19 protein-coding genes are annotated in these 19156 nt (G+C 58.3%); 5 read left to right on the top strand and 14 right to left on the bottom strand.

Annotation, left to right across the window (positions count from 1 at the left end; translation table 11 throughout):
• Nucleotides 1-125: 125 nt before the first annotated feature.
• On the top strand, nucleotides 126-1121 hold the full coding sequence (locus KXG62_RS21590) for a glycerophosphodiester phosphodiesterase family protein (RefSeq protein WP_218094088.1): 996 nt from the start codon (nucleotides 126-128) through the stop codon (nucleotides 1119-1121).
• 112 nt (nucleotides 1122-1233) lie between these two features.
• Here the strand turns inward: KXG62_RS21590 and KXG62_RS21585 are convergent, their stop codons facing one another.
• From KXG62_RS21585 to KXG62_RS21560, 6 genes are all read right to left on the bottom strand, one after another.
• Nucleotides 1234-1968 (bottom strand): glycerophosphodiester phosphodiesterase, encoded by a 735-nt coding sequence (locus KXG62_RS21585; RefSeq protein ID WP_246627565.1) that lies wholly within the window; start codon nucleotides 1966-1968, stop codon nucleotides 1234-1236.
• Between the two features lie 169 nt (nucleotides 1969-2137).
• Nucleotides 2138-2902: a DeoR/GlpR family DNA-binding transcription regulator gene (locus tag KXG62_RS21580; protein WP_218094087.1), complete on the bottom strand. Its 765-nt coding sequence runs from the start codon at nucleotides 2900-2902 to the stop codon at nucleotides 2138-2140.
• A 372-nt stretch (nucleotides 2903-3274) separates the two neighbouring features.
• The gene (locus KXG62_RS21575; RefSeq protein ID WP_218094086.1) at nucleotides 3275-3685 is read right to left on the bottom strand and encodes an ArsR/SmtB family transcription factor; all 411 of its coding nucleotides are present in this window, start codon (nucleotides 3683-3685) and stop codon (nucleotides 3275-3277) included.
• On the bottom strand, nucleotides 3672-4097 hold the full coding sequence (locus tag KXG62_RS21570; RefSeq protein WP_218094085.1) for an SRPBCC family protein: 426 nt from the start codon (nucleotides 4095-4097) through the stop codon (nucleotides 3672-3674). The genes KXG62_RS21575 and KXG62_RS21570 overlap by 14 nt, the downstream gene beginning before the upstream one ends.
• A gap of 262 nt (nucleotides 4098-4359) precedes the next feature.
• Nucleotides 4360-5541: an MGDG synthase family glycosyltransferase gene (locus tag KXG62_RS21565; RefSeq protein ID WP_218094084.1), complete on the bottom strand. Its 1182-nt coding sequence runs from the start codon at nucleotides 5539-5541 to the stop codon at nucleotides 4360-4362.
• Entirely contained in the window at nucleotides 5541-6212 is a 672-nt protein-coding gene (locus KXG62_RS21560) for a phosphatase PAP2 family protein (protein ID WP_218094083.1), read from the bottom strand. Before KXG62_RS21560 ends, KXG62_RS21565 begins: the two co-directional genes overlap by 1 nt.
• A gap of 560 nt (nucleotides 6213-6772) precedes the next feature.
• Between KXG62_RS21560 and KXG62_RS21555 the strand changes: the two genes are divergently transcribed.
• Nucleotides 6773-7675: an amidoligase family protein gene (locus tag KXG62_RS21555; protein ID WP_218094082.1), complete on the top strand. Its 903-nt coding sequence runs from the start codon at nucleotides 6773-6775 to the stop codon at nucleotides 7673-7675.
• A gap of 471 nt (nucleotides 7676-8146) precedes the next feature.
• Here KXG62_RS21555 and KXG62_RS21550 read toward each other — a convergent pair whose 3' ends face one another.
• Together KXG62_RS21550 and KXG62_RS21545 are read right to left on the bottom strand one after the other, a co-directional pair.
• A complete protein-coding gene (locus KXG62_RS21550; RefSeq protein WP_218094081.1) occupies nucleotides 8147-9520 on the bottom strand; it encodes a (Fe-S)-binding protein in 1374 nt (457 codons plus the stop codon).
• Nucleotides 9507-11003, bottom strand: a complete 1497-nt coding sequence (locus tag KXG62_RS21545) for an FAD-linked oxidase C-terminal domain-containing protein (RefSeq protein ID WP_218094080.1) — start codon at nucleotides 11001-11003, stop codon at nucleotides 9507-9509. The genes KXG62_RS21550 and KXG62_RS21545 overlap by 14 nt, the downstream gene beginning before the upstream one ends.
• A 260-nt stretch (nucleotides 11004-11263) precedes the next feature.
• Here KXG62_RS21545 and KXG62_RS21540 point away from each other — a divergent pair, with 260 nt between their 5' ends.
• Nucleotides 11264-11944 carry a FadR/GntR family transcriptional regulator gene (locus tag KXG62_RS21540; protein ID WP_218094079.1) on the top strand — a complete coding sequence of 227 codons (681 nt, stop codon included), beginning with the start codon at nucleotides 11264-11266 and terminating at the stop codon, nucleotides 11942-11944.
• 30 nt (nucleotides 11945-11974) lie between these two features.
• Here the strand turns inward: KXG62_RS21540 and KXG62_RS21535 are convergent, their stop codons facing one another.
• Both KXG62_RS21535 and KXG62_RS21530 read right to left on the bottom strand, forming a co-directional pair.
• On the bottom strand, nucleotides 11975-12283 hold the full coding sequence (locus tag KXG62_RS21535; RefSeq protein ID WP_218094078.1) for a DUF2325 domain-containing protein: 309 nt from the start codon (nucleotides 12281-12283) through the stop codon (nucleotides 11975-11977).
• Nucleotides 12284-12396: 113 nt separating this feature from the next.
• Nucleotides 12397-13218: a phytanoyl-CoA dioxygenase family protein gene (locus tag KXG62_RS21530; RefSeq protein ID WP_218094077.1), complete on the bottom strand. Its 822-nt coding sequence runs from the start codon at nucleotides 13216-13218 to the stop codon at nucleotides 12397-12399.
• 203 nt (nucleotides 13219-13421) lie between these two features.
• On the opposite strand from KXG62_RS21530, the gene KXG62_RS21525 reads away from it, so the two are divergent.
• Nucleotides 13422-14267, top strand: a complete 846-nt coding sequence (locus KXG62_RS21525) for a helix-turn-helix domain-containing protein (protein WP_218094076.1) — start codon at nucleotides 13422-13424, stop codon at nucleotides 14265-14267.
• Nucleotides 14268-14357: 90 nt separating this feature from the next.
• Here KXG62_RS21525 and KXG62_RS21520 read toward each other — a convergent pair whose 3' ends face one another.
• Both KXG62_RS21520 and KXG62_RS21515 read right to left on the bottom strand, forming a co-directional pair.
• Nucleotides 14358-14474: a YjcZ family sporulation protein gene (locus tag KXG62_RS21520; RefSeq protein ID WP_218094075.1), complete on the bottom strand. Its 117-nt coding sequence runs from the start codon at nucleotides 14472-14474 to the stop codon at nucleotides 14358-14360.
• Nucleotides 14475-14581: 107 nt separating this feature from the next.
• Nucleotides 14582-15652: a lactonase family protein gene (locus KXG62_RS21515; protein ID WP_218094074.1), complete on the bottom strand. Its 1071-nt coding sequence runs from the start codon at nucleotides 15650-15652 to the stop codon at nucleotides 14582-14584.
• A 162-nt stretch (nucleotides 15653-15814) separates the two neighbouring features.
• Between KXG62_RS21515 and KXG62_RS21510 the strand changes: the two genes are divergently transcribed.
• Nucleotides 15815-16996, top strand: coding sequence for a MalY/PatB family protein (locus KXG62_RS21510; RefSeq protein ID WP_218094073.1), 1182 nt, complete (start codon nucleotides 15815-15817; stop codon nucleotides 16994-16996).
• Between the two features lie 171 nt (nucleotides 16997-17167).
• Here the strand turns inward: KXG62_RS21510 and KXG62_RS21505 are convergent, their stop codons facing one another.
• Together KXG62_RS21505 and KXG62_RS21500 are read right to left on the bottom strand one after the other, a co-directional pair.
• Nucleotides 17168-17986, bottom strand: coding sequence for a class I SAM-dependent methyltransferase (locus KXG62_RS21505; protein ID WP_218094072.1), 819 nt, complete (start codon nucleotides 17984-17986; stop codon nucleotides 17168-17170).
• A 26-nt stretch (nucleotides 17987-18012) separates the two neighbouring features.
• Complete coding sequence (locus tag KXG62_RS21500; protein ID WP_343223503.1) at nucleotides 18013-19086, bottom strand: P-loop NTPase family protein; 1074 nt, start codon at nucleotides 19084-19086, stop codon at nucleotides 18013-18015.
• Nucleotides 19087-19156 lie beyond the last annotated feature (70 nt).

The following is a 19156-nucleotide window of genomic DNA, read 5'->3' as shown; positions in this document are numbered from 1 at the left end:
CTTTTCATTCGCCCCCCATGGACGCTTGTTATCGGATCATCATCGCCTCATCATTGAACCCGCCTCGAAAGTAGACGACAATAAGATTACTGTAATCCGCTCTTTATTCGCCCGGGAGGTGACGCATGAACCCGCTCAAAAAAATCCGAAAAAGCAGACTGGCAGCCCTTGTCCTCATCCTGCTCGTCTTCGCCTTCTTGAATAACAGCTCGCACCTGGCCAAAGCGCGCAGCGGCGAGCCGCTGCTGCTCGCGCACCGCGGGCTCGCGCAAACGTTCGCGATGGAAGGCGTCGGCAATGACACGTGTACGGCCGAGCGGATAAACACGCCGGAGCATTCTTATCTGGAAAACACGATTGCGTCGATGGAAGCCGCCTTTCAAGCCGGGGCCGATATCGTCGAACTGGACATTCGCCCCACCAAAGACGGCCAATTCGCCGTGTTCCATGATTGGACGCTCGATTGCAGGACGAATGCGACCGGGGAGCCGAAGCTGTACACGATGGCGGAGCTGAAGCAATTCGACATCGGATACGGCTACACCGCCGATCACGGTCAGACGTATCCGTTCCGCGGCAAAGGCGTCGGCGCGATGCCGTCGCTCGATGAAGTGCTGACGCGTTTTCCCGCGCAGTCGCTGTTGATCCATATCAAAAGCAACGAGCCGAACGAAGGCGAGCAGCTCGCCCAGACGCTCGCGAAGCTGCCGGAGGCCAAACGCAGCCTGCTGACGGTCTATGGCGGAGACAAGCCGATTGCCGCACTCCAGGCGCGCATGCCCGATATCCGCGTCATGTCCAAAGTCACGATGAAAAGCTGCCTGCTGCCGTACGTCGCCGTCGGCTGGACGGGCTACATCCCGGCGGCCTGCGAGCATACGCAGCTGCACATCCCGGAGAAGATCGGGCCTTGGCTGTGGGGCTGGCCGGATCGGTTCTTGAACCGGATGGACCAGGCGGATACCCGCGTCGTCGTGGTGGGCGGAGACGGAAGCGAGTTCTCGACCGGGTTTGACCGGCCTGAAGATCTCGGCCGTCTGCCGGCCCATTTCACCGGCGTCATCTGGACGAACCGGATCGACCGGATCGCCCCGGTTTATCGAACGGGAACCGCGCCATAGCGGCCGGTCCCGATCGTGGGAACGAAAAAAACGAATCGGCGCATTCGCTCTTGCAGCGAACGGCCCATTCGTTTTTTTATTGTGTGCCCGATCGCCGGACGCCGGCTTCCGCTTACGAAATACGGCTGTTCGGCAAGAGGCTTCGTTTCTCCAGAAATGACTTCCACATGTCCAAATCGTTGGTCGTCACCAATGCGCTCGGATATTTCTCCACGACGAGGCTCATATCCGCTTCCGAGTTAACCGGCCACGCGATCAGCTCGTACCCGTGCTCCTCGATCATCCGATAATATTCATCGGTCAGGAAGCACAGCTTCACTCCCAAATACTGCGCCCGAATTTCTTTCATGAACGGGAGGACGCAAGGCATGCTTCCGATAAAGGAGACACCGAGCTCGACGTCAGGGGACAGCTTCCTCATCTTGATCAGCGAAAAATGATCGAGCGACATCAAATACACTTGGTCGACCATATCGGTGGCACGCAGTACGTCGAGCACCGCTTCTTCCATGCCTGTATAATAGTCTCCCGTCTGCTTGAGGTCGATATTGACGATCATCTCGCCCTTCACGAGCCGCAGCGACTCTTCCAGCGTCGGAATCTCCTCCGTCCCGGCGATGCGAAGTTGCTTCAGCTGCTCGACCGTAAAGTCTTTAATCATCCCTTTGCCATTCGTCATCCGGTGAAGCGCGGCATCGTGCATGACAACAGGAACGCCGTCCTTGCTAAGATGGACATCCAGCTCCAACTGGGTGTATCCCATGTCGCGAGCGGCTTGAAAGGAAACCAACGTATTTTCCGGATACTTGGCCGGGTAGCCCCGGTGCGCGATGCCTCGAATTTTCATTTGAATCGTCCTCCCTGCGGATCGGATTGGCGGGCGCTGCCGATGCAGCCTCCTCCGCTTGTTATCGCTTTCATACTGTCGGTGCTGTATGTATTTCATTGTCGTCCAATGAACTGCGGGAGATCCTCCCGCATGGAAAGGAATCTCCGACGTGTCGACTGTATCAACATCAGACGGTAATGACATGGATGCCGTTGTCTCTGAACTGCTTAAGGTAAGGCTCGGCTTCGAGCGCTTCGGTACCCGTAATGAACGTATGAATCTCGTGAATCGGTGCGAACGTATGGAGCGCAACCTTGCCGATCTTCGTGTCGTCCGCAAGCACGATGATTTCCTGCGCGGATTTGATCATCGCCTGCTTGGCCGGAACGAACAGCGAGTCCTGATATGTCAAGCCGTATGCCGGGTGAATGGCCCATGTGCCGATAAACGCCTTCTGCAGATGGAGCGCGCCGAGCATTTTCTCGGCGTACATCCCGTTCAGCACGAAGCTTTCGTAATACAGCTCGCCGCCCGTGACGATGACCTTGATGTCGGGACTGCGCAGCTCGGCCGCGATGTTGATGTCGTTGGTCACGACCGTCAAGTTGGAACGGTTCATAATATGCGGGACGATATGAACCGTCGTCGTTCCCGAATCGAGAATTATGCAGTCGCCGTCCTCGATCATTTCGGCCGCTTTTTTGGCGATGCGTTTCTTCTGCTCAACCTGGTTGTTGGAACGCTCGATGAACGGAGGCTCGATGCTTGCGCCTTGCTCTACGATTACGCCCCCGTGTGTTCGGCGCAGCAAGCCTTCCTGTTCGATTTCCGCCAAATCTCTGCGGATCGTCACTTCGTGAACGCCGAAATGCTTGGATAATAAAGCCACACTGGCAGCCCGTTTCTCCTTCACAAACTCTACGATGCGCAATTTCCTCTCTGCTGCTAGCATGCGGAACGCCCTCCCATTCCTTATCAAGCTTAAATTGTTCGCATATGTTCGAATATGCAGCATCGTCTGACAAGCAGCCGCTCGCTCGATTCGGCCTGATCAAGCTGCACATGCCAGACGTTTATTCCACCAAATGATCATTTGTGTTCTTTAATGTTTAGTTATGCACGATCATCTTAACCCCGTTAACCACAGCCTGTCAATACCGAATTGCAAATCAGAATACAGGTTCAATGAGCACCATTTCGAAGTCATTTTAAAATTTCATGGTACACAAATGTAGTCATTGTTTCACAGAGGGAAGATCCCTGAGCGGGAACGGATACACTAGCAAGAGGGAGGACCTCGCGGCCCTCCCTCTTGTCCTATATGTCATTCCGCGAAGCTGTCGGCCGGCCCTTGGTTCACGACGGGCCGCGGCGCTGCAGCCTGCTCCGCCTCATCCCCGTCGGACTGCTCGACATAGCGCTGGAGCGCTGCGAGCTTATTGTCCCAGAAACGGTCGTAAAAGGCGAGCCAGCGCTTGAGCTCGAGCAGCGGCTCCGGGTCCAGACGGTAGCGCGTCTCCCGACCGACCTTCCGTTCCTTGACCAGACCGGCTTCCGCCAGTACGCGCAAATGCTTGGAGACAGCCGTCCGGCTCATCGGAAAATGCCCGCTGATGACCGTGACCGGCATCTCCCGGTCGACCAGCAGCCCCAGCAGCTGGCGGCGGGTCGGATCCGCGACCGCTTGAAACACATCATGCTTCGGCGCGGAAGCGGCTGATTCAGGCCTCGACATGGGCACGGAGCTTCTGCACCAGACCGCCCCATCCTTGATCCATGCGCTCGCGGACAACCGTGTGGGATTCTCCGAATTCCGTAGCCATATCCGCCGTCCAGCCGCCGTGGATGAGTGTAAATTCCGTCTGTCCTTCCCGCTCGGCCAGCTCAAACGTAAGCGTCCAGTCCTTCCCCCATTCGAACGACATCCGGTTCGGCGGATCGAGCTCCGTCACCTTGCAGGGAGAATTGCCGAACGGCCCTGCATTGAGATGAAACTCATAGCCGAGCTCCGGCTGAAAATCATTAGGCATAAACCATGCGGCGATCCCTTCCGATGTGGCAACGGCGTTCCACACCTTCTGAATCGGTGCGTTCAATACGAGCGTTTTGCGAATATCCGGCAGCGCCGACAGGTTGTTGTTTGACATTAAAGTGCCTCCAATAGCGTGAGTTTTATGAAACCATTTGGTTTCGCTTCTTGTATTATACGAAACCAATCGGTTTCATGTCAATCGTTGTTCCCGTCTTTGTTTTAAGCCGTCCTGCTGCCGCATGTACGGTACCGGCATACTGACGGGCTGCCGCTGGATGATGGAATTCAGCCTGTATTGCGCGATGCCCCCGAGGCGCTGCGCCGCTATGCCTCACATGGGCCGCAGTGGAGATGGGGTGCAGACCGCCGCCGCTTGACTATGCGTTGGCCGCCACCGCTCTCCCCCTCCAGGCTGCCGTGTATCCGGCGTTCAATTCCAATATGGCCGCCAGCGCCTGTGCCGCGCCTTCCTTGCGGCGTGCGGCTTTGGCATTTTGCTTCATCCGAAACAACAAGGAACGGTTCTCGATAATGTCCTGCAGCTGCATGGCGAGTTCGACGGCGCTGTGCGCTTCCACGGCGGCTCCGATCCGCTGCAAGTAGCGGGCGTTGTCCTGCTCTTGGCCGGGAATCGGCTTGTAGAGCAGCATCGGCAGCTCCAGCGCCAGCGCCTCCGAGACGGTAAGCCCGCCCGGCTTCGTGACGATGAGATCGGACAGCGCCATCAGCTCATGCACGTAATCGACAAAGCCCGTGATCATAACCTTATGGGGCATGCCGGCAGCGCGTAGCTCTTCCTCAAGACGCTGCCGCAGCTTCTCGTTGCGGCCGCATACAATGATAAACTGCACCGGGCAAGGGAAACGGATTTCCTGGAGAATCGAGGCGAACTGCTTGCCGATCAGCCCGTGGCCTCCACCCATAACAAGCACGGTTGGCATCTGCCGGTCCAATCCGAATTTCTCCCGAAGCGATTCCTTGTCGTACGATTGCGTGAACGGAAGACGGATCGGAATGCCGGTCACGATAATGCGATCGGCGGGTACGCGGTGCCGCAGCAGCGCCTGCTGGACATGCTCCGCCCCTACGATATACCGGTCGGTGAGCGGATGGATCCAGTAGCTGTGGTCCGTATAATCGGTAATGACCGTCGCGGTCGTCACATCCGTCAATCCGTTCATCTTCAAGTATGACATCGCCGCGGCGGCGCCGGGGAACGTGCTGACGACTTCCGTCGGCTGCACTTCCTCCAGCAAGGCGACCATCCGGTCCGCGCTGAACGTCCGCATCCGCTTGAACCAGCCCGAGAAGGTGTTATCGTCACGCGTTTTGCGGTACAAATACCCGTACACGGAAGGCAGGCTCTTCACCCATTGCATGAAACAATATTTGCCGACCACATGCATATACGGGTGCGTCCATTCCAAAAAATCGACGACCTTCACATCCATTTCGGGACGATGCTGCCTCGCAGCCTCCACAATCGCTTGCGCCGCTTTATTATGCCCGTCGCCAAGCGCCCCGGTGAGAATCAATAATTTCCCTCTCGTCGTCTGCATTATTTTAGGCTCCTTTCCCATGTTCCATACGGCGTTCCGGAAACCAGCGGCTTGCCGGACCATACGGGTTGAAATCGTTTTGCCGCATAGATGACGGCTTCGGCCACCAGGACGGCGCCCACAATATCGAATAGCACATGCTGCTTCATGAACTGGGTAGACGCGATAATAAGCACCGACGTTATCGTTACGGCCGTAACATACAGGCGCGGAATATTCACCGCCTGAAGATACGTTCTCATCATGAGGTACGAAGTAAGCACATGCGTGCTCGGAAAGCAGTTATACGGCTGATCCGAACGGTATACCAGCTGAACGAGCTGCAGCAGCAGGTCGTCGCCGGCCAGCGCTGGACGCGGCACGTACGTCTGGTACACCGCATAAACTCCGTAGCACACAAGCAAACCGATATTGAACTGAATGATGGTGTTGTAGTACGCTTCGCGGTTTCGATAAGCCAAGTACAAAAAAGCGGCGAACAAAAACAAATACCAGCCGAGATACGGCACTACAAACCATTTGATAAACGGAATTTGCCGGTCAAAATCGGTGACCAGGCTGTATGTCTTCTCCCCTGCGCGATTCAGCTGCGTGTAAATGAGCCCCAGCACGGGGATCGTCAAAAGCAAACATAGCGATAACAAATACGATTTCAATGACGTGACTTTCATATCGATCTTCCTCCCTGCCTTCAAAAATCCGCACGGCCGTCCGTTGCCCGAAGCGACCCGGCATTTCTGTTACTATCATCATAGAGGAGATCGAAAGTGACCGACACGCACTTTGGTAGTAAATTGGATTAGACGATGGTCCGAACGCGACCTAGACCTAAGGCTAAGTTTTCGGTACATTATGTATCAAATCCACAACCATCATGTACATTTACCACAAAGGATGACCGCTTTATCAGCTTGAGCCCATTTTTTTGGGGGATGATGACCGTATTCCTCCAGCGGGGCGGTTTAAGCGGAACCCAAGGACGGCGAAGACCCGTAAGCGCCAATGGTATGTGTGGTCCAACGTCCCCTTTGGACGGCTGGAGCGGTCAAGCATGATGTGGGCCGCACATTGTCAGGACGGAAATATTTGGGTATAATGGCGACAAACGAATGCTGAATATCAGGAGGAAACGACATGTTGCCTGATAAAATCCCCCGCTAAGCCCGTGGTCCGCCCCCTTTTCCCGTTGGTGAGGAATACAAAATCAATGGACAGAAAAGGGGAAACGACGATGTGGCCAAACGAAGTACATTGGAATGAACTGCAATTCGGAGTGGAAATCGAGTTTGTTGGCGGTGCACCGGAGGAAGTCGAGCTGCTGCCCGGCTGGGTAATGTCGCTGGATGAACGGCAAACGGACGAGAGCGGCCGGGAATCGGGCAGCGAACTCAAGCCGCCGCCGCTGCGCTGGGAGCAGCGGGAGCAAATACGGGATATGCTGGGCCGGCTGCAGGCGCAAGGGGCGCAGGCGAATTGGAGCTGCGGGCTGCATGTGCATGTCGGCTTGGAGAAGTGGGGCGAGGCGATCGTGAAGCCGCTGCTCGTAGCGGCGCTGCTGCATCAGAATGCGTTGCAATCGATCTTGCAGACGAGCGGGCATCGACTCCTGTTTTGCCCTCCTGTGACGCGGCAGATGGTCGAGCGGTTCGAAGCGAGTCCCGGCCCGATGGCCCTTCGTAACAGCGGACGTCCTCAGTCCCACCGCTGCGGCGTGAACACCGCTTCCTGGTACGATTGGGGGACGGTCGAGATCCGCTATGCCAACGGCTCGCTGGATTATGAAGAAGTGGTGCGCACGATCGAGCTGTGCCTGCGCTTCGTTGCCGCCGTCGGCGCCGGACGGAAGCTGCCCGCCGAGCCGGACGCGTTCGTTACGGCGCTAGGCGCCCCGGCCGGCGGCTATCCGCCGCAGACGCTTGCGCCGCAATGGCACCAGGAACGGGTGTGGCTGGAGAATGCGCTCATTCCGGTGATCGCGCCGCAGATCGAGCGCCTGCTGCCGGGCAGCGAAATTCATCATATGCTGCCGGTCGAGGGCGGCCTGCTGGTCGCTGCGGAACGGTCGGGCGAAGACTTGAGCCGGTTTATGTTTCGGCCGACGGCGCTAGGCTGGGACTATGTCCGCACGTTGTAGCAGGATGGCTTGACGCTGGACGTGTGTGGCGCGACAGCGGGGTGCGCGTGAAGCGACGCGTCGTTGGCTTGGATCGACGACGGTAACGCATCCTCGATTCGCCAGTGCGGTTATAGCGGCCAAATGACAAATAAGCGTGGGGTTCGACCGACCGCCGCGCAGCGCTGCAACGCGAGCTTGGGATTGTAGTAAAAATGAACACAGAGGCCCTTTTCGTACCGATCAAGGTGCGAAAAAGGGCCTCTGTGTTCTAGGATCTATGGAATTGCCAGGCGCAGCGAAAACCCGCTGCAGACCGAAACCGAGCGTCCCGCGGCGCACGCTGCCCGCCGCGCGATTCAGACGGCAGACGGCCGATGTGCTGGCCGGGCACATGCGATTGTGAGCGGCGGAAGTTCTATGCGGCGAAGCTTGGATGTCCGCCCTGCTCGCCTGCCGGTCCGCGCTGCGCCGCCGGACGCCTTGTTGCGCCTAGCCCCGCTCCTCCACCGCTTCCGCGAGGAAATCGACCAAATGCATCGCTTCGATCGTCTCGCTCTTGCCATGGCGGTGCACGCCCCACTTCATCTGCAGCAGACAACCGGGGTTCGCGGTCAAAATCACCTGCGCCCGCGTCCGCTCCACATGCTCCATCTTATGATCGAGCACGTCCGCAGACATCTGCGGCTGCGTCAGGTTATAGATGCCGGCCGAGCCGCAGCAGCGGTCGGCGCCCTGCAGCTCCTGCAGCTTGACGCCCGGCATCGAGCCGAGCAGCTGCCGCGGCGGCGAGGACACACGCATGACATTGCGCAGGTGGCACGAGTCCTGGTACGTCGCGGTCACCGCGCCGCCCCGGGCGTGCAGCGGCTTCAGCGGCAGCGGACGGCCCATCGCGAGCAGCTCGGAGAGGTCGCGCACCTGGGCTGCGAAGCCTGCCGCGGCCTCATCGCCGTGAAGGAGGTGGTCCGCCTCCTTCAAGCTGGCGCCGCAGCCGCCGGCATTGCTCGCGACGTAGTCGACGTGCGCGGCTCCGAAGGCGGAGATATTACGCCGCGTGAGCCGGCGGGCGCTCTCCGTCTCGCCGGCATGCGCGTGCAGCGCGCCGCAGCACGTTTGCGCGGTCGGGATCACGACCTCGTAGCCGGCCAGGCGAAGCAGCTTGACCGTGTTCACGTTCGTTTCCGTGAACAGCACATCCATGATGCAGCCGCGGAACAGGCCGACCCGGCCCAGGCTGTCGCCAACGGCCGGGATGACCAGCATCGGCTGCGCATCGCCTTCCGACTGCTCCCAGCGGGCAGGCAGGCCGTGCTTTTGCCACTGGCGGATGACGCCGTCGCTCGACGCTTCCGGCAGCACCGCTTCCATCTCCCGCATATGGGCCGGGAAGAGGTTCATCACCCCGAGCTTGCGCGTAATTTTCCGCAGCCCGCTCACCTGATACAGCTTCAGCAGGCCGCCGAGCGCCCGCATCCGGCCGTGGTGCGGGAATAAGCCTTCCATGAACAAGCCGCGCAGCTGCTTGACCGGCCACTTGTGCTCGGCCACATCCGCAATCGATTCCCGCGTCTGTTCGATCAACTGCCCGTACTTCACGTCCGACGGACAGGCCGGCTCGCAGGCGCGGCAGCCGAGGCACAAATCCATCTGCGATTGGAACAGCGCGTCCGGCTCCATCTTGCCATCGTAAACGGCTTTCATGAGCGCAATGCGTCCGCGCGGCGATGCCGCCTCGAGCCCCGTCTCCTGGAACGTCGGACAGGCCGTCTGGCAGAAGCCGCAGCGCATACAGTTCGTCAACTGGTCGGAATCGAGCGTCAGCTTCAGCCGTTCCGCCAGCTGCTTCGGATCAGCCGTTGCCATCAGCTTCACCCGCTTTCGTTCCAGAGGCCGCCTGAGCCTGGGCCTGACCCTGCTCTTGCGAGGCCGCCTCTTCCGACCCGGTAAAGACGATCCGCTTGCGCGTCTCGGCGAACAGCTTGCCCGGATTCAGCAAGCCGTCCGGATCGAACGCCGCTTTCAGCCGCTTCATAATGTCGATCCCCGAAGCGCCCACCTTCCATTCCAAATAAGGCGCCTTCACGTGGCCGACCCCGTGCTCGCCGGTAATGGTGCCGCCCATCCGGATCGCCGCCTCGAAAATTTCCTCGAACGCTTTCTCGACGCGATGAATTTCTTCCGGATCGCGGGCATCCGTCATCGCCGTCGGATGCAGGTTTCCGTCACCGGCATGCCCGAACGTACAGATCTGCACATCGTATTTGGTTGCGATCCGCTGAATTTCGAGCACCATGTCGGCGATCTTCGAACGCGGCACCGTCGCGTCCTCCAGCATCGTCGTCGGACGCAAGCGGGACAAGGCGGCCAGCGCGCTGCGCCGCGCTTCCATGACCTTCGCTCCCTCTTCCGGCGTCGCCGCCACCTTCACCTGGATGGCTCCGGCGCTTTTGCAGATTTGCTCGATCAGCTGCAAATCTCTCTCTACCTGCGACTCTTCGCCGTCCTGCTCGATCGCCAAGATCGCCTCGGCATCGGTAGGCAGCCCGATTTTCGCATAATCCTCCACGACCTTGATCGTTGCCCCATCCATGAATTCCAGCGTACACGGCGTAATCCGGTTGGCAATAATTTGCGATACCGTCCTTGCGGCGGAAGGAAGATCGGCGAATATCGCCACCATCGCCCGCCGGTAGTCCGGCTTCGGCACAAGCTTCACGGTCGCTTCCGTCAGTACGGCGAGCGTCCCGCCGGAGCCGACGAGCAGCCTCGTCAAGTCGTAGCCCGCCACGTCCTTCACCAGCTTGCCGCCCGTCCGCAAAATATCTCCGTTCGCCAGGACGGCTTCGAGCCCGATCACGTAATCTTTGGTCGTGCCGTACTTCAGGCCGCGCAAGCCGCCTGCGCCAAGCGCGATATTGCCGCCCATCGTGCAAATGATCATGCTGCTCGGGTCCGGCGGGTAGAACAATCCCGTCTCCTCGACGGCGGTATGGAACTGCTTCGTATTCAGGCCGGTCTGGAACGTCGCCGTCAAGTTGTCCTGATCGATCTCGATCAGCCGGTTCATGCGCGTCATCACCATCACGAGGCCGCCGTGCAGCGGCACGACGCCGGCGCACAGGTTGCTGCCCGCCCCGCGGGTCACAACCGGAATGCGATGCGCCGCGCATACTTTCATAATGGCCGATACTTCCTCTGTCGAGGAAGGAAAAATAACGCCGTCCGGCATCGATTGATACAGCGGCGTGGCGTCGTAGCTGTAAGACACGAGCGATTCGGCATCGTCGCGGAACCAGCGCTCGCCGACAATGGCGCGCAGCTGCTCACGTACAGGCTGTGCTAACAATCCAATCCCTCCAAACCGATAGTAACCGGCGACCGGAACGACCGACTGCCCCGCTCTGCTCTGCTGGCTCGATCGCGGGCGTCCTGCTGCCTCATGCCCGGAAGGGGCTGTCTGGCCGCATCGTTTGGTTCGCCAAATATTAATCAGGTCATCTGATGACTTGATTATAGCATTGACCCTTGCGCATCGTCTATAATTTTCATATACAGGCATGATACAATAACCGTAATCTAAGGGACGAACGATAGGAGAAGCTGCACATGATCCGCAAAGCATACGAAGTGGTCGCCGACCTTTTGCGCAACCAAATTACACGGGGCGAATGGCCCGTAGGCTCGAGGCTCCCTTCCGTCGAGCAGCTCGCCTCGCTTCATGGCGTCGGCCGGTCTACGATACGCGAAGCGTTAATGTCGTTAAAAGCCCATGGATGGATCGATGTGAGGCATGGCGGGGGGACCTTCGTGCTCAAAGACAGCGACGGGTTTCAGATCGAGGCGCCGGAGATCGGCAATGTGGAGCAGCTCAAGCAATGGCTCGAGCTGCGCTATATATTGGAAACCGAGAGCGCAGCGATGGCCGCGGCGCGGCGAACGGAAGAACAGCTGACGGAAATGACGAATGTGATCGCAGAGATGATGGCATTAACGGAGGAAGCTGCACTGGAAGAAAGCGATATCCGGTTTCACCTCGCGCTGGCGAAGGCTTCCGGCAACGAATTGCTGACGCGGACGCTGGAGACGCTGTTTCTGACGATGGGTCCGGTCATGAGGGAAAGCCGGCGACTGTGGCTGTTCGCCGAGCAAAGCGAGGCAGCCCGCTTGTCCGATGAACATTCGGCGATTGTGGAAGCGGTCAGGGCAGGCGATGCCGCCGCAGCGAGAAGGTGCATGGCTGCGCATCTTCGCAAAGTGGAGCGCGTGCTGGACAAGCTCAAGTACTAAGGTGCCGCAGACCCCGGGCGCGGTGCGGGATCAGGTCGTTTTCAGCCATTCGCACGTATCTGCGCAGGAGCAAAGCGCCTGCTTCACCGAGCACCACGATCTCTTGGCGTAATAGATCGGAACATCCTGTTCCTTGGCCTGCTGCTTGATCACCTTGGTCAAGTTGTGATTGACATAATCGGTCAACACCAGTACGGCGTCCACTTTCTCGGGAATGCCCTTGCGGGTCATCTGGCATTTCCGGCCGGACATATGCAGCACTTCATTTACACCTAAGCCTGCCAAATGCTCCGGAATGTTCCCCAAATGATCCGCTCCCACAATCAACAACGACGCCATATATGAATACCCTCCTCTAATTGATAACGTTTCTCATTATCTAAATGATAATGGTTATCATTATCAAAGTCAATTTTTTATTGTCCAGGCGCCGGAACTAAAAAAAGGAAGCGTCAATGCGCTTCCTTCGCTTCGTATTCGGTGCCGCACGGGCCGCCGTCCATATTGTTGTCGATGCCCTGCACCTCTCTGCCGTCATGGTGATACAGTGGCTTGTAATGCATGCCGATCTTCGTCGCCGATGCGTTGGCGTAATGGCAAATGAAAGCCCGGCGGAACCGGTCGGACGACGTGTTCGGGTACGAGCCGTGAATGACGCTGCCGTTGAAGAACAGCACGTCCCCCGCTTCCATGATAACCGGTACAGGCTGGTAGCCTTCCGGCACGTCGACTTCCTCCCTTGTGAACGACACGGACGGATCCGCCCGGTGCGGACACAAGATGTCAAACCGGTTCGACTCCGGCACTACGAACAGCCCGCCATTCTCCTCATCGGCCGCATCGACCGCCGTCCAAGCCGCGATGCACGTTCCCGGCTCCACCTTCAAATAGAAGTTATCCTGATGCAGCGCCTGCCCTTTCGCCCCCGGCGGCTTGAAATAAAACATGCTCTGGGCAGCCAAAGGCTCTTCTCCGTAGAGGTCGGCCAATATATGCATGACCTTCGGGTGCAGCATATAATCCATCGCCTTCTTGTTGTAGCGGTGCGGATGCATCATACGCGGATATTGCTTCAGAATGTCCCCGCCCGCTTCCTCCGCAGGCACGGGATGGAAGTAACCCGGGATCGGGCCTGCCGCATGCAGCGTCATGAACAGCTCCTTCATCTCGGTTGCTTCCTCCCGGAACAAACCCTGCGCCACCAAGTACCCTTCTTCACGAAACTGCTGCTTCTGTGCTTCTGACAACACACCGCCAAGCGCCTGTAAAGTCATCGTTCTTCCCTCCAGTAGGATCGTTGAACCTCGAATCTTTCTTGTTTTTATTATAAAATGAACTGACAGCCGCCGAAATGAATAGAGTGGCTGAATACCTTAACAATTCTGCTGTCTACTGCTGGCAAGAGTATGCGTCTTTATAAAGCATACAATCCGACAGCATTCAAATAGAAGACGAGCATACAAGGAGGAACAAAAACGTGACCACCCATCCCGATCTTCCCGCTAGGGAAACGAAAGCGCCGCCATCGGGCGTTCTGGTGGCCGGCCATTTCCGCGAAACTTACGGCTATGCGATCACGCGTTCCAAAGGCACGCGCGATTGGCTCATGACGTTCACGATCGCCGGGCAGGGCGAATACCGTTCCGACGGCGGCAGCGTCAGCTGCCTGGAGGGAGACGTTATCCTGCTGCCGCCGGGCGTGCCTCATCACTACTACACGCCGGAAGGGCATCATTGGGACTTTTATTGGGCGCACTTCGTGCCCGAGCCTCGCTGGTTCGAGCTGCTGCAGACCACCGGAGCCGGCGGGGGACTCATTCGGCTGCAAGTGGAGCGCAAAGTGACGTTCGAGCGAATGGTCGTCGCCTTCGAGCGGCTGCTCAAGTACAGCCTTGAGGACGGAACGGACTATTATCATCGGCTGCTGTCGCTGAACGCGATGGAGGAAGTCGTCCTGCTGCTCGCCAAAAACACGCAAAAGCGCGGGCAGCTGGACCCGCGCATCGAGGAAACGCTGAACTATATAAGCTCCCATCTGAAGGAGCCGCATACGATCGAATCGCTTGCGCGCCGGGTCATGCTGTCCCCTTCCCGCCTATCGCATTTGTTCCGCGAGCAGACCGGCGACTCGGTCATGGATACGCTCATCAAGCTTCGGCTGCGCCATGCGGCGCGCCTTCTTGAACATACGTCGCTGCGCATCTCGGAAGTCGCGGAGGAGGTTGGCTTTCGCAGCCCCTTTTACTTCACGAAGCAGTTCACCGCCTGCTTCGGCCGCAATCCGCGCCAGTACCGCGATGCGGCAAGCCCGGCGGACGATTGATTCACAGCGCCGCCGAACAAAACAAAATTGCAGCCCGTCTTCAGCAAGACAAGCTGCAATTCTCATTCCGTCCGCCCGCAAGGGGCCGGTTTATACCCAGAAAAATCCAATGCAGGCCACAATAACAAGCAAAATGAACAGCACCAGAATGGCGCCGGCCGCAATAAAACCGCCGAAACAGCTGAACGCACCTCCGAAGAAGCCCATCCGATTCACTCCCCGTACTGAACTAAGCAGCGCCCCGTCCCTCCGCTCCCATTCAGTATATGTGCGCCGGACCAGCTAGCATGGACCACTGTCACGCTGGCCGAAAATTACTTTTCCTGCGCGGCGACCCGGATGCATACCGGCTTGGGCACGCCGGTTTCCCTCGCGGTCTCCGTCAGTTTGCCCGTATCCGGATCTACCGCGAACGTCACAATCGTGTCCGAATCCTGATTAGCGGCGATCAAGTAAGCGCCGTCGGGCGTCAGCGCAAAATTGCGCGGTGTCTTTCCTCCGCTGGATACATGCTGGGTTGCCGTCAGTAAGACGCGGTCCTCGGCAATCGCGAATACGGCAATGCTGTCATGCCCGCGATTGGACGCGTACAAATAACGACCGCATGGCGACACCTTGATTTCGGCGCAGCCATTCCAGCCGTTGTAATCGGCCGGGAGCGTCGAGCAGGTGTCCTGCTCCTTCAATTCGCCGCTCGCCGCATCGTACGTATACGAGGTGACGGTCGAATCGAGCTCGTGAATGACGTACAGCGCGTCTCCGGCCGGATGAAACGCCAAATGCCTCGGACCGGAGCCGGACCTTGCCGCCACCTCGCGGTGAAGTGACAGCTTGCGCGCCGCCCGGTCAAGCCGGTACACCATAATCTGGTCCGTCCCCAGATCGGGAACCAGCACAAAGTGCCCGGACGGATCTGGGAACACGGAATGCGGGTGCGGCCGCTCCTGCCGCTCCGGGTTAACGCTGCTTCCCGTATGCTTGATTTCGCATGCCAGCGGCCCGATGCCCCCGTCCGCTTCGATCGGGTACAGCACGATATTGCCGCCATTGTAGTTCGCCACGACAAGCAGACGGTCATCGCCGCACAGCCGCAAATGGCAGGGTGCGCCGCCCAGCGTAGGCTGCCCGTCCAGGATGCGCAGCCCATCGCTTGGTTCGATCGCGATGCCGACTACCTTTCCCTGCCCGGTCTCGCTGACTGCGTACAGCCGGGTCTCCTCCGGGTTCACCTCCAGGAAGGACGGATTCTCGACCCCCGTCAGCTCCCGCTTCCGCTGAAGCTCCCCGCTCTCGCGCCGAAGGGCAAACTGATAAATGCCCGCGGCTGTTTCCGGAGCGTAGCTTCCGATATATACCTGATATTCGCCTGACTGATGCTGCGGCACAGGATCAACTCCTTTTTCTGGTAAATGCGTCATACCTTCGTTTCCAGTATACCCCTTCGCGGCAATTACACAATCCTAGCGCAGGAAGTAACGGTTTCCCCGCAAAACATGGTACAATATCAAGATAGGTATAAAACCGTTATGTAAAATGAGGTGAGCTGCTTGAAGTATCATTTTGACCGCATCATCGACCGCCGCAACACCCATTCGTATAAATGGGACCAGTCCGTCAAGCTGTTCGGACGCGAAGATATTACGCCGCTGTGGGTGGCGGATATGGATTTTGAAAGCCCTCCCGCTGTCAAGGAAGCGCTCGTTCGCCGCGCCGAGCAGGGGATCTACGGGTACAGCATCAAGAGCGACTCCTATGTGGAGGCGATCATCCGCTGGTTCGAGCGCCGCCACGGCTGGACGCTTCGGCCGGAATGGATCACCGATTCCCCCGGGATCGTCACTTCGCTCAGTCTGGCCGTCGAGCTGTACAGCGAGCCGGGGAGCCAGGTCATCCTGCAATCGCCGGTCTATTATCCGTTCTACGACGTCATTCGCATGAACGGCCGGCAAGTGGCTAAAAATCCGCTCATCCTGCGCGACGGCAGGTACGAGATGGATTACGCGCATCTGGAAGAGCTGATGCGCGGAGGAGCGAAGCTGCTGCTGCTCTGCAGCCCGCACAATCCGGGCGGCCGCATCTGGGATCGCGAGGAGCTGCTGCGTCTCGGGGAGCTGTGCCTGCGTTACGGCGTTACCGTCATCTCCGACGAAATTCACTGCGATTTGGCGCTGCCCGGGCACACGCACGTGCCGTTCGCATCGCTGTCCGAGGAGCTGGCGAATATTACGCTTACTTGCCTGGCGCCAACCAAGACGTTCAATTTGCCCGGTATCCAATCGTCCTTCATTGTGGCGTCGAATCCCGAGATCAAACGAAAATTCGATATGCGCATCAAGACGCTCAGTCTCCATATGACGAACTTTTTCGTGCCGGATGCGGTACAAGCCGCGTACAACGAAGGCGACGAATGGCTCGATGAGCTGATGCATTATATTAACGGCAACGTAGAGTACGCGATCGGCTACTTGGCTGAGCATTTGCCGCAGGTCGAAGTGATGCGACCCGACGGCACGTACTTGCTCTGGCTCGATTGCCGCAAGCTCGGACTCGACGTGAAAGGCTTGAAGAAGCTCATGTTCGAGGAAGCAAGGGTTGCCTTCAGCGAAGGCTCCGTGTTCGGTACGGAAGCCGAAGGCTACCTGCGCATCAACCTCGCCTGCCCGCGCTCACTGCTCCAGGAAGCAGTGGAGCGGTTCTGCAAAGCAGCCGCCGCGTATGCGGTGAAGTAACAATAAAGCGCCCTGCAAAATCCTCGTGATTTTGTTTCAGGGCGCTTTTTCTTTTCCTGAATGAGGGCAATGGCAGCCGGAACGAGAAGTACCGGATCCAAGTTCAAGCCTTCGCTTATTGAGTCCATCCCGACGGCCTTCATCCGCCCGCAGCTCTCGCCATATCCCTCTTTAGAAGGGAACCCTGCCGGTCACAATATAGTACACATTCGTCACTTGAAGCCCCCGGGCCGTCGCATGCTTATGAAACACCTCTTCCACACCGGCCAGACGCTCCCGCCATACCTGCTCCCGCAAAGCGCGGCTTTGACCAAAGTACTTTTTGATCAGCACATCGATCGGTCTGGATAAATATTCCACCTCTTCGACAACCTCGATCTCCATATCCGTCAAGCCGCTCTCCGCAAGCTCCAGCTGCTTCGCCACATGCTGCAAGGACCTTTGTTTATCGAACGGCGGCACCGGTGTATACAAGTCGGGGAACAGCGCCCGCAACCCGCCATCCGTGCCTCCGTGCATCAAATGCAGCACCGTCCCTCCCGGCTTGATCACTCTGCGGCCTTCCCCGCCGCTTTTGCGATAGAGCCAAGGGCCCTTTTTCGAACTGACCATGTCAAAATAACCGTCCTCGAATGGCAGCCCCTCATTGACGTCAACGGTCAAAAACCGGTGCGAAGGCTGCAGTCTACGGCGGTTCGCCGTAGCGATGAACGGTTCGACGACATCGATTCCTACCGCTTCCATCGCATGACCGGCCCACCGGTGTAGAAAGTCCCCATGACCGCAACCGACGTCGAGCAGCCGGGTATGCTCCCCGATCCTCGCCTCCAGCCGTTGCCCGAACATCGTTTCGGCGGTTGGCTCGTCAAATTCGGATTTCCACGGATAGGCGTACTCCCCGTACTCACCGGCAAGCTGCTCGTACCATGCCCGGCTGTGAGGCTCAATCCAGTCCGTGTGCTGCATTCGATTAGAGAATGATGAAGTCATCGGTGCCCCTCCTCCTGACCCTCGATTTATTGTTCGCCCTGCGCGTCTTCCAGCGCCAATCTTCCCGAGAAGTAGAGCCTCCGGACCTCCATATGATCGGACGCACCGTCCAAAATGCGCCGAACGTCATCGAGCGTGTCCTGCAGCGCCACCCATTCTCCCGGCTTGTTCGTAAATACCTCCGTCGCATAAAACGGCTGCGAAAAATAAGCTTCCAGCCGTTCTCCCCGCTTGTAAGCAGCCGCGTCCGGTTCCGTCAACACTTCGAATCCTTTGGCGCCTACGACCGCCCGCAGTTCTCGGTAACGCCGAAGCAGCTTGCGTGCCCGCTGCTGCAGCGTCAAGTGCGTCGCTTCCAATAAAGCGCCTTCCAGCATGGTAGAGATGGAGAACACCGGGTCAACGGCCGGAAACAACGCTCGGGAGGACAGATCGACGTCGAAGCGCAAGGACGTATCAAGCGGCCCATACGGCACTTCTTCATCAACCGCTTCAAAAAGAATGTCGACCAGCGCCGTCGTGACCGGCCTCCCCGCTGCGTCCTCCAACCGCTGCCGCAAGGCGAACAGCTCCCCCGACAAGACAACTGTCCGGTCGGCAAACAGGAATACGTCCCGGTCGCTGCGGATGGAGACGATATGCTCCGCCACCTCATCCGGCCCGGCAAATACCGCATCAGCCGACTTCTCCACATTACCGATGCCGCTAACCTCCCCTTCCGGCTTCCAAAAGACGGTCTCATACCCGCGGCGCTTCATGCGGCGGCAAAGCTCGGCCATCATCACCAGCTGACCGCTGCCGCGTCGGCCCGCAAGACCGATCGTGCCGCCTCTGACGAGGGGAGCGAGCAGGTCGATCACTTTAATGCCGGTCTCGATCATCGCCATGCCGCCTCCGCGAATCAGCAGCTCATCGACGCTGCATCCCGCCAGCGAAGCGAGAGTGACCAGCGTCTTGACTTCGGCATTCCCTATCGGCGTCTTGCCCGTGCACAGATTCGAGACGGTTGCCGGACGCAAACCGACTGCGCGCGCCGCGGCTGTCAGATTCGGTACGCGCCGGCGAAGCAAAGATACGTTAAGCTGTAGGTCATCCATCATTACCCACCTCCATATTTACTTTATATAGTAATTATAATTACGTTTAAAAGCAATTATTATTTCAAAAATC

This window comes from Paenibacillus solanacearum (assembly GCF_910593845.1).
GTDB lineage: Bacteria > Bacillota > Bacilli > Paenibacillales > NBRC-103111 > Paenibacillus_G > Paenibacillus_G solanacearum.
Note: the sequence above shows the minus strand (reverse complement) of the source record. Positions and strands in the feature narration are given on the sequence as shown.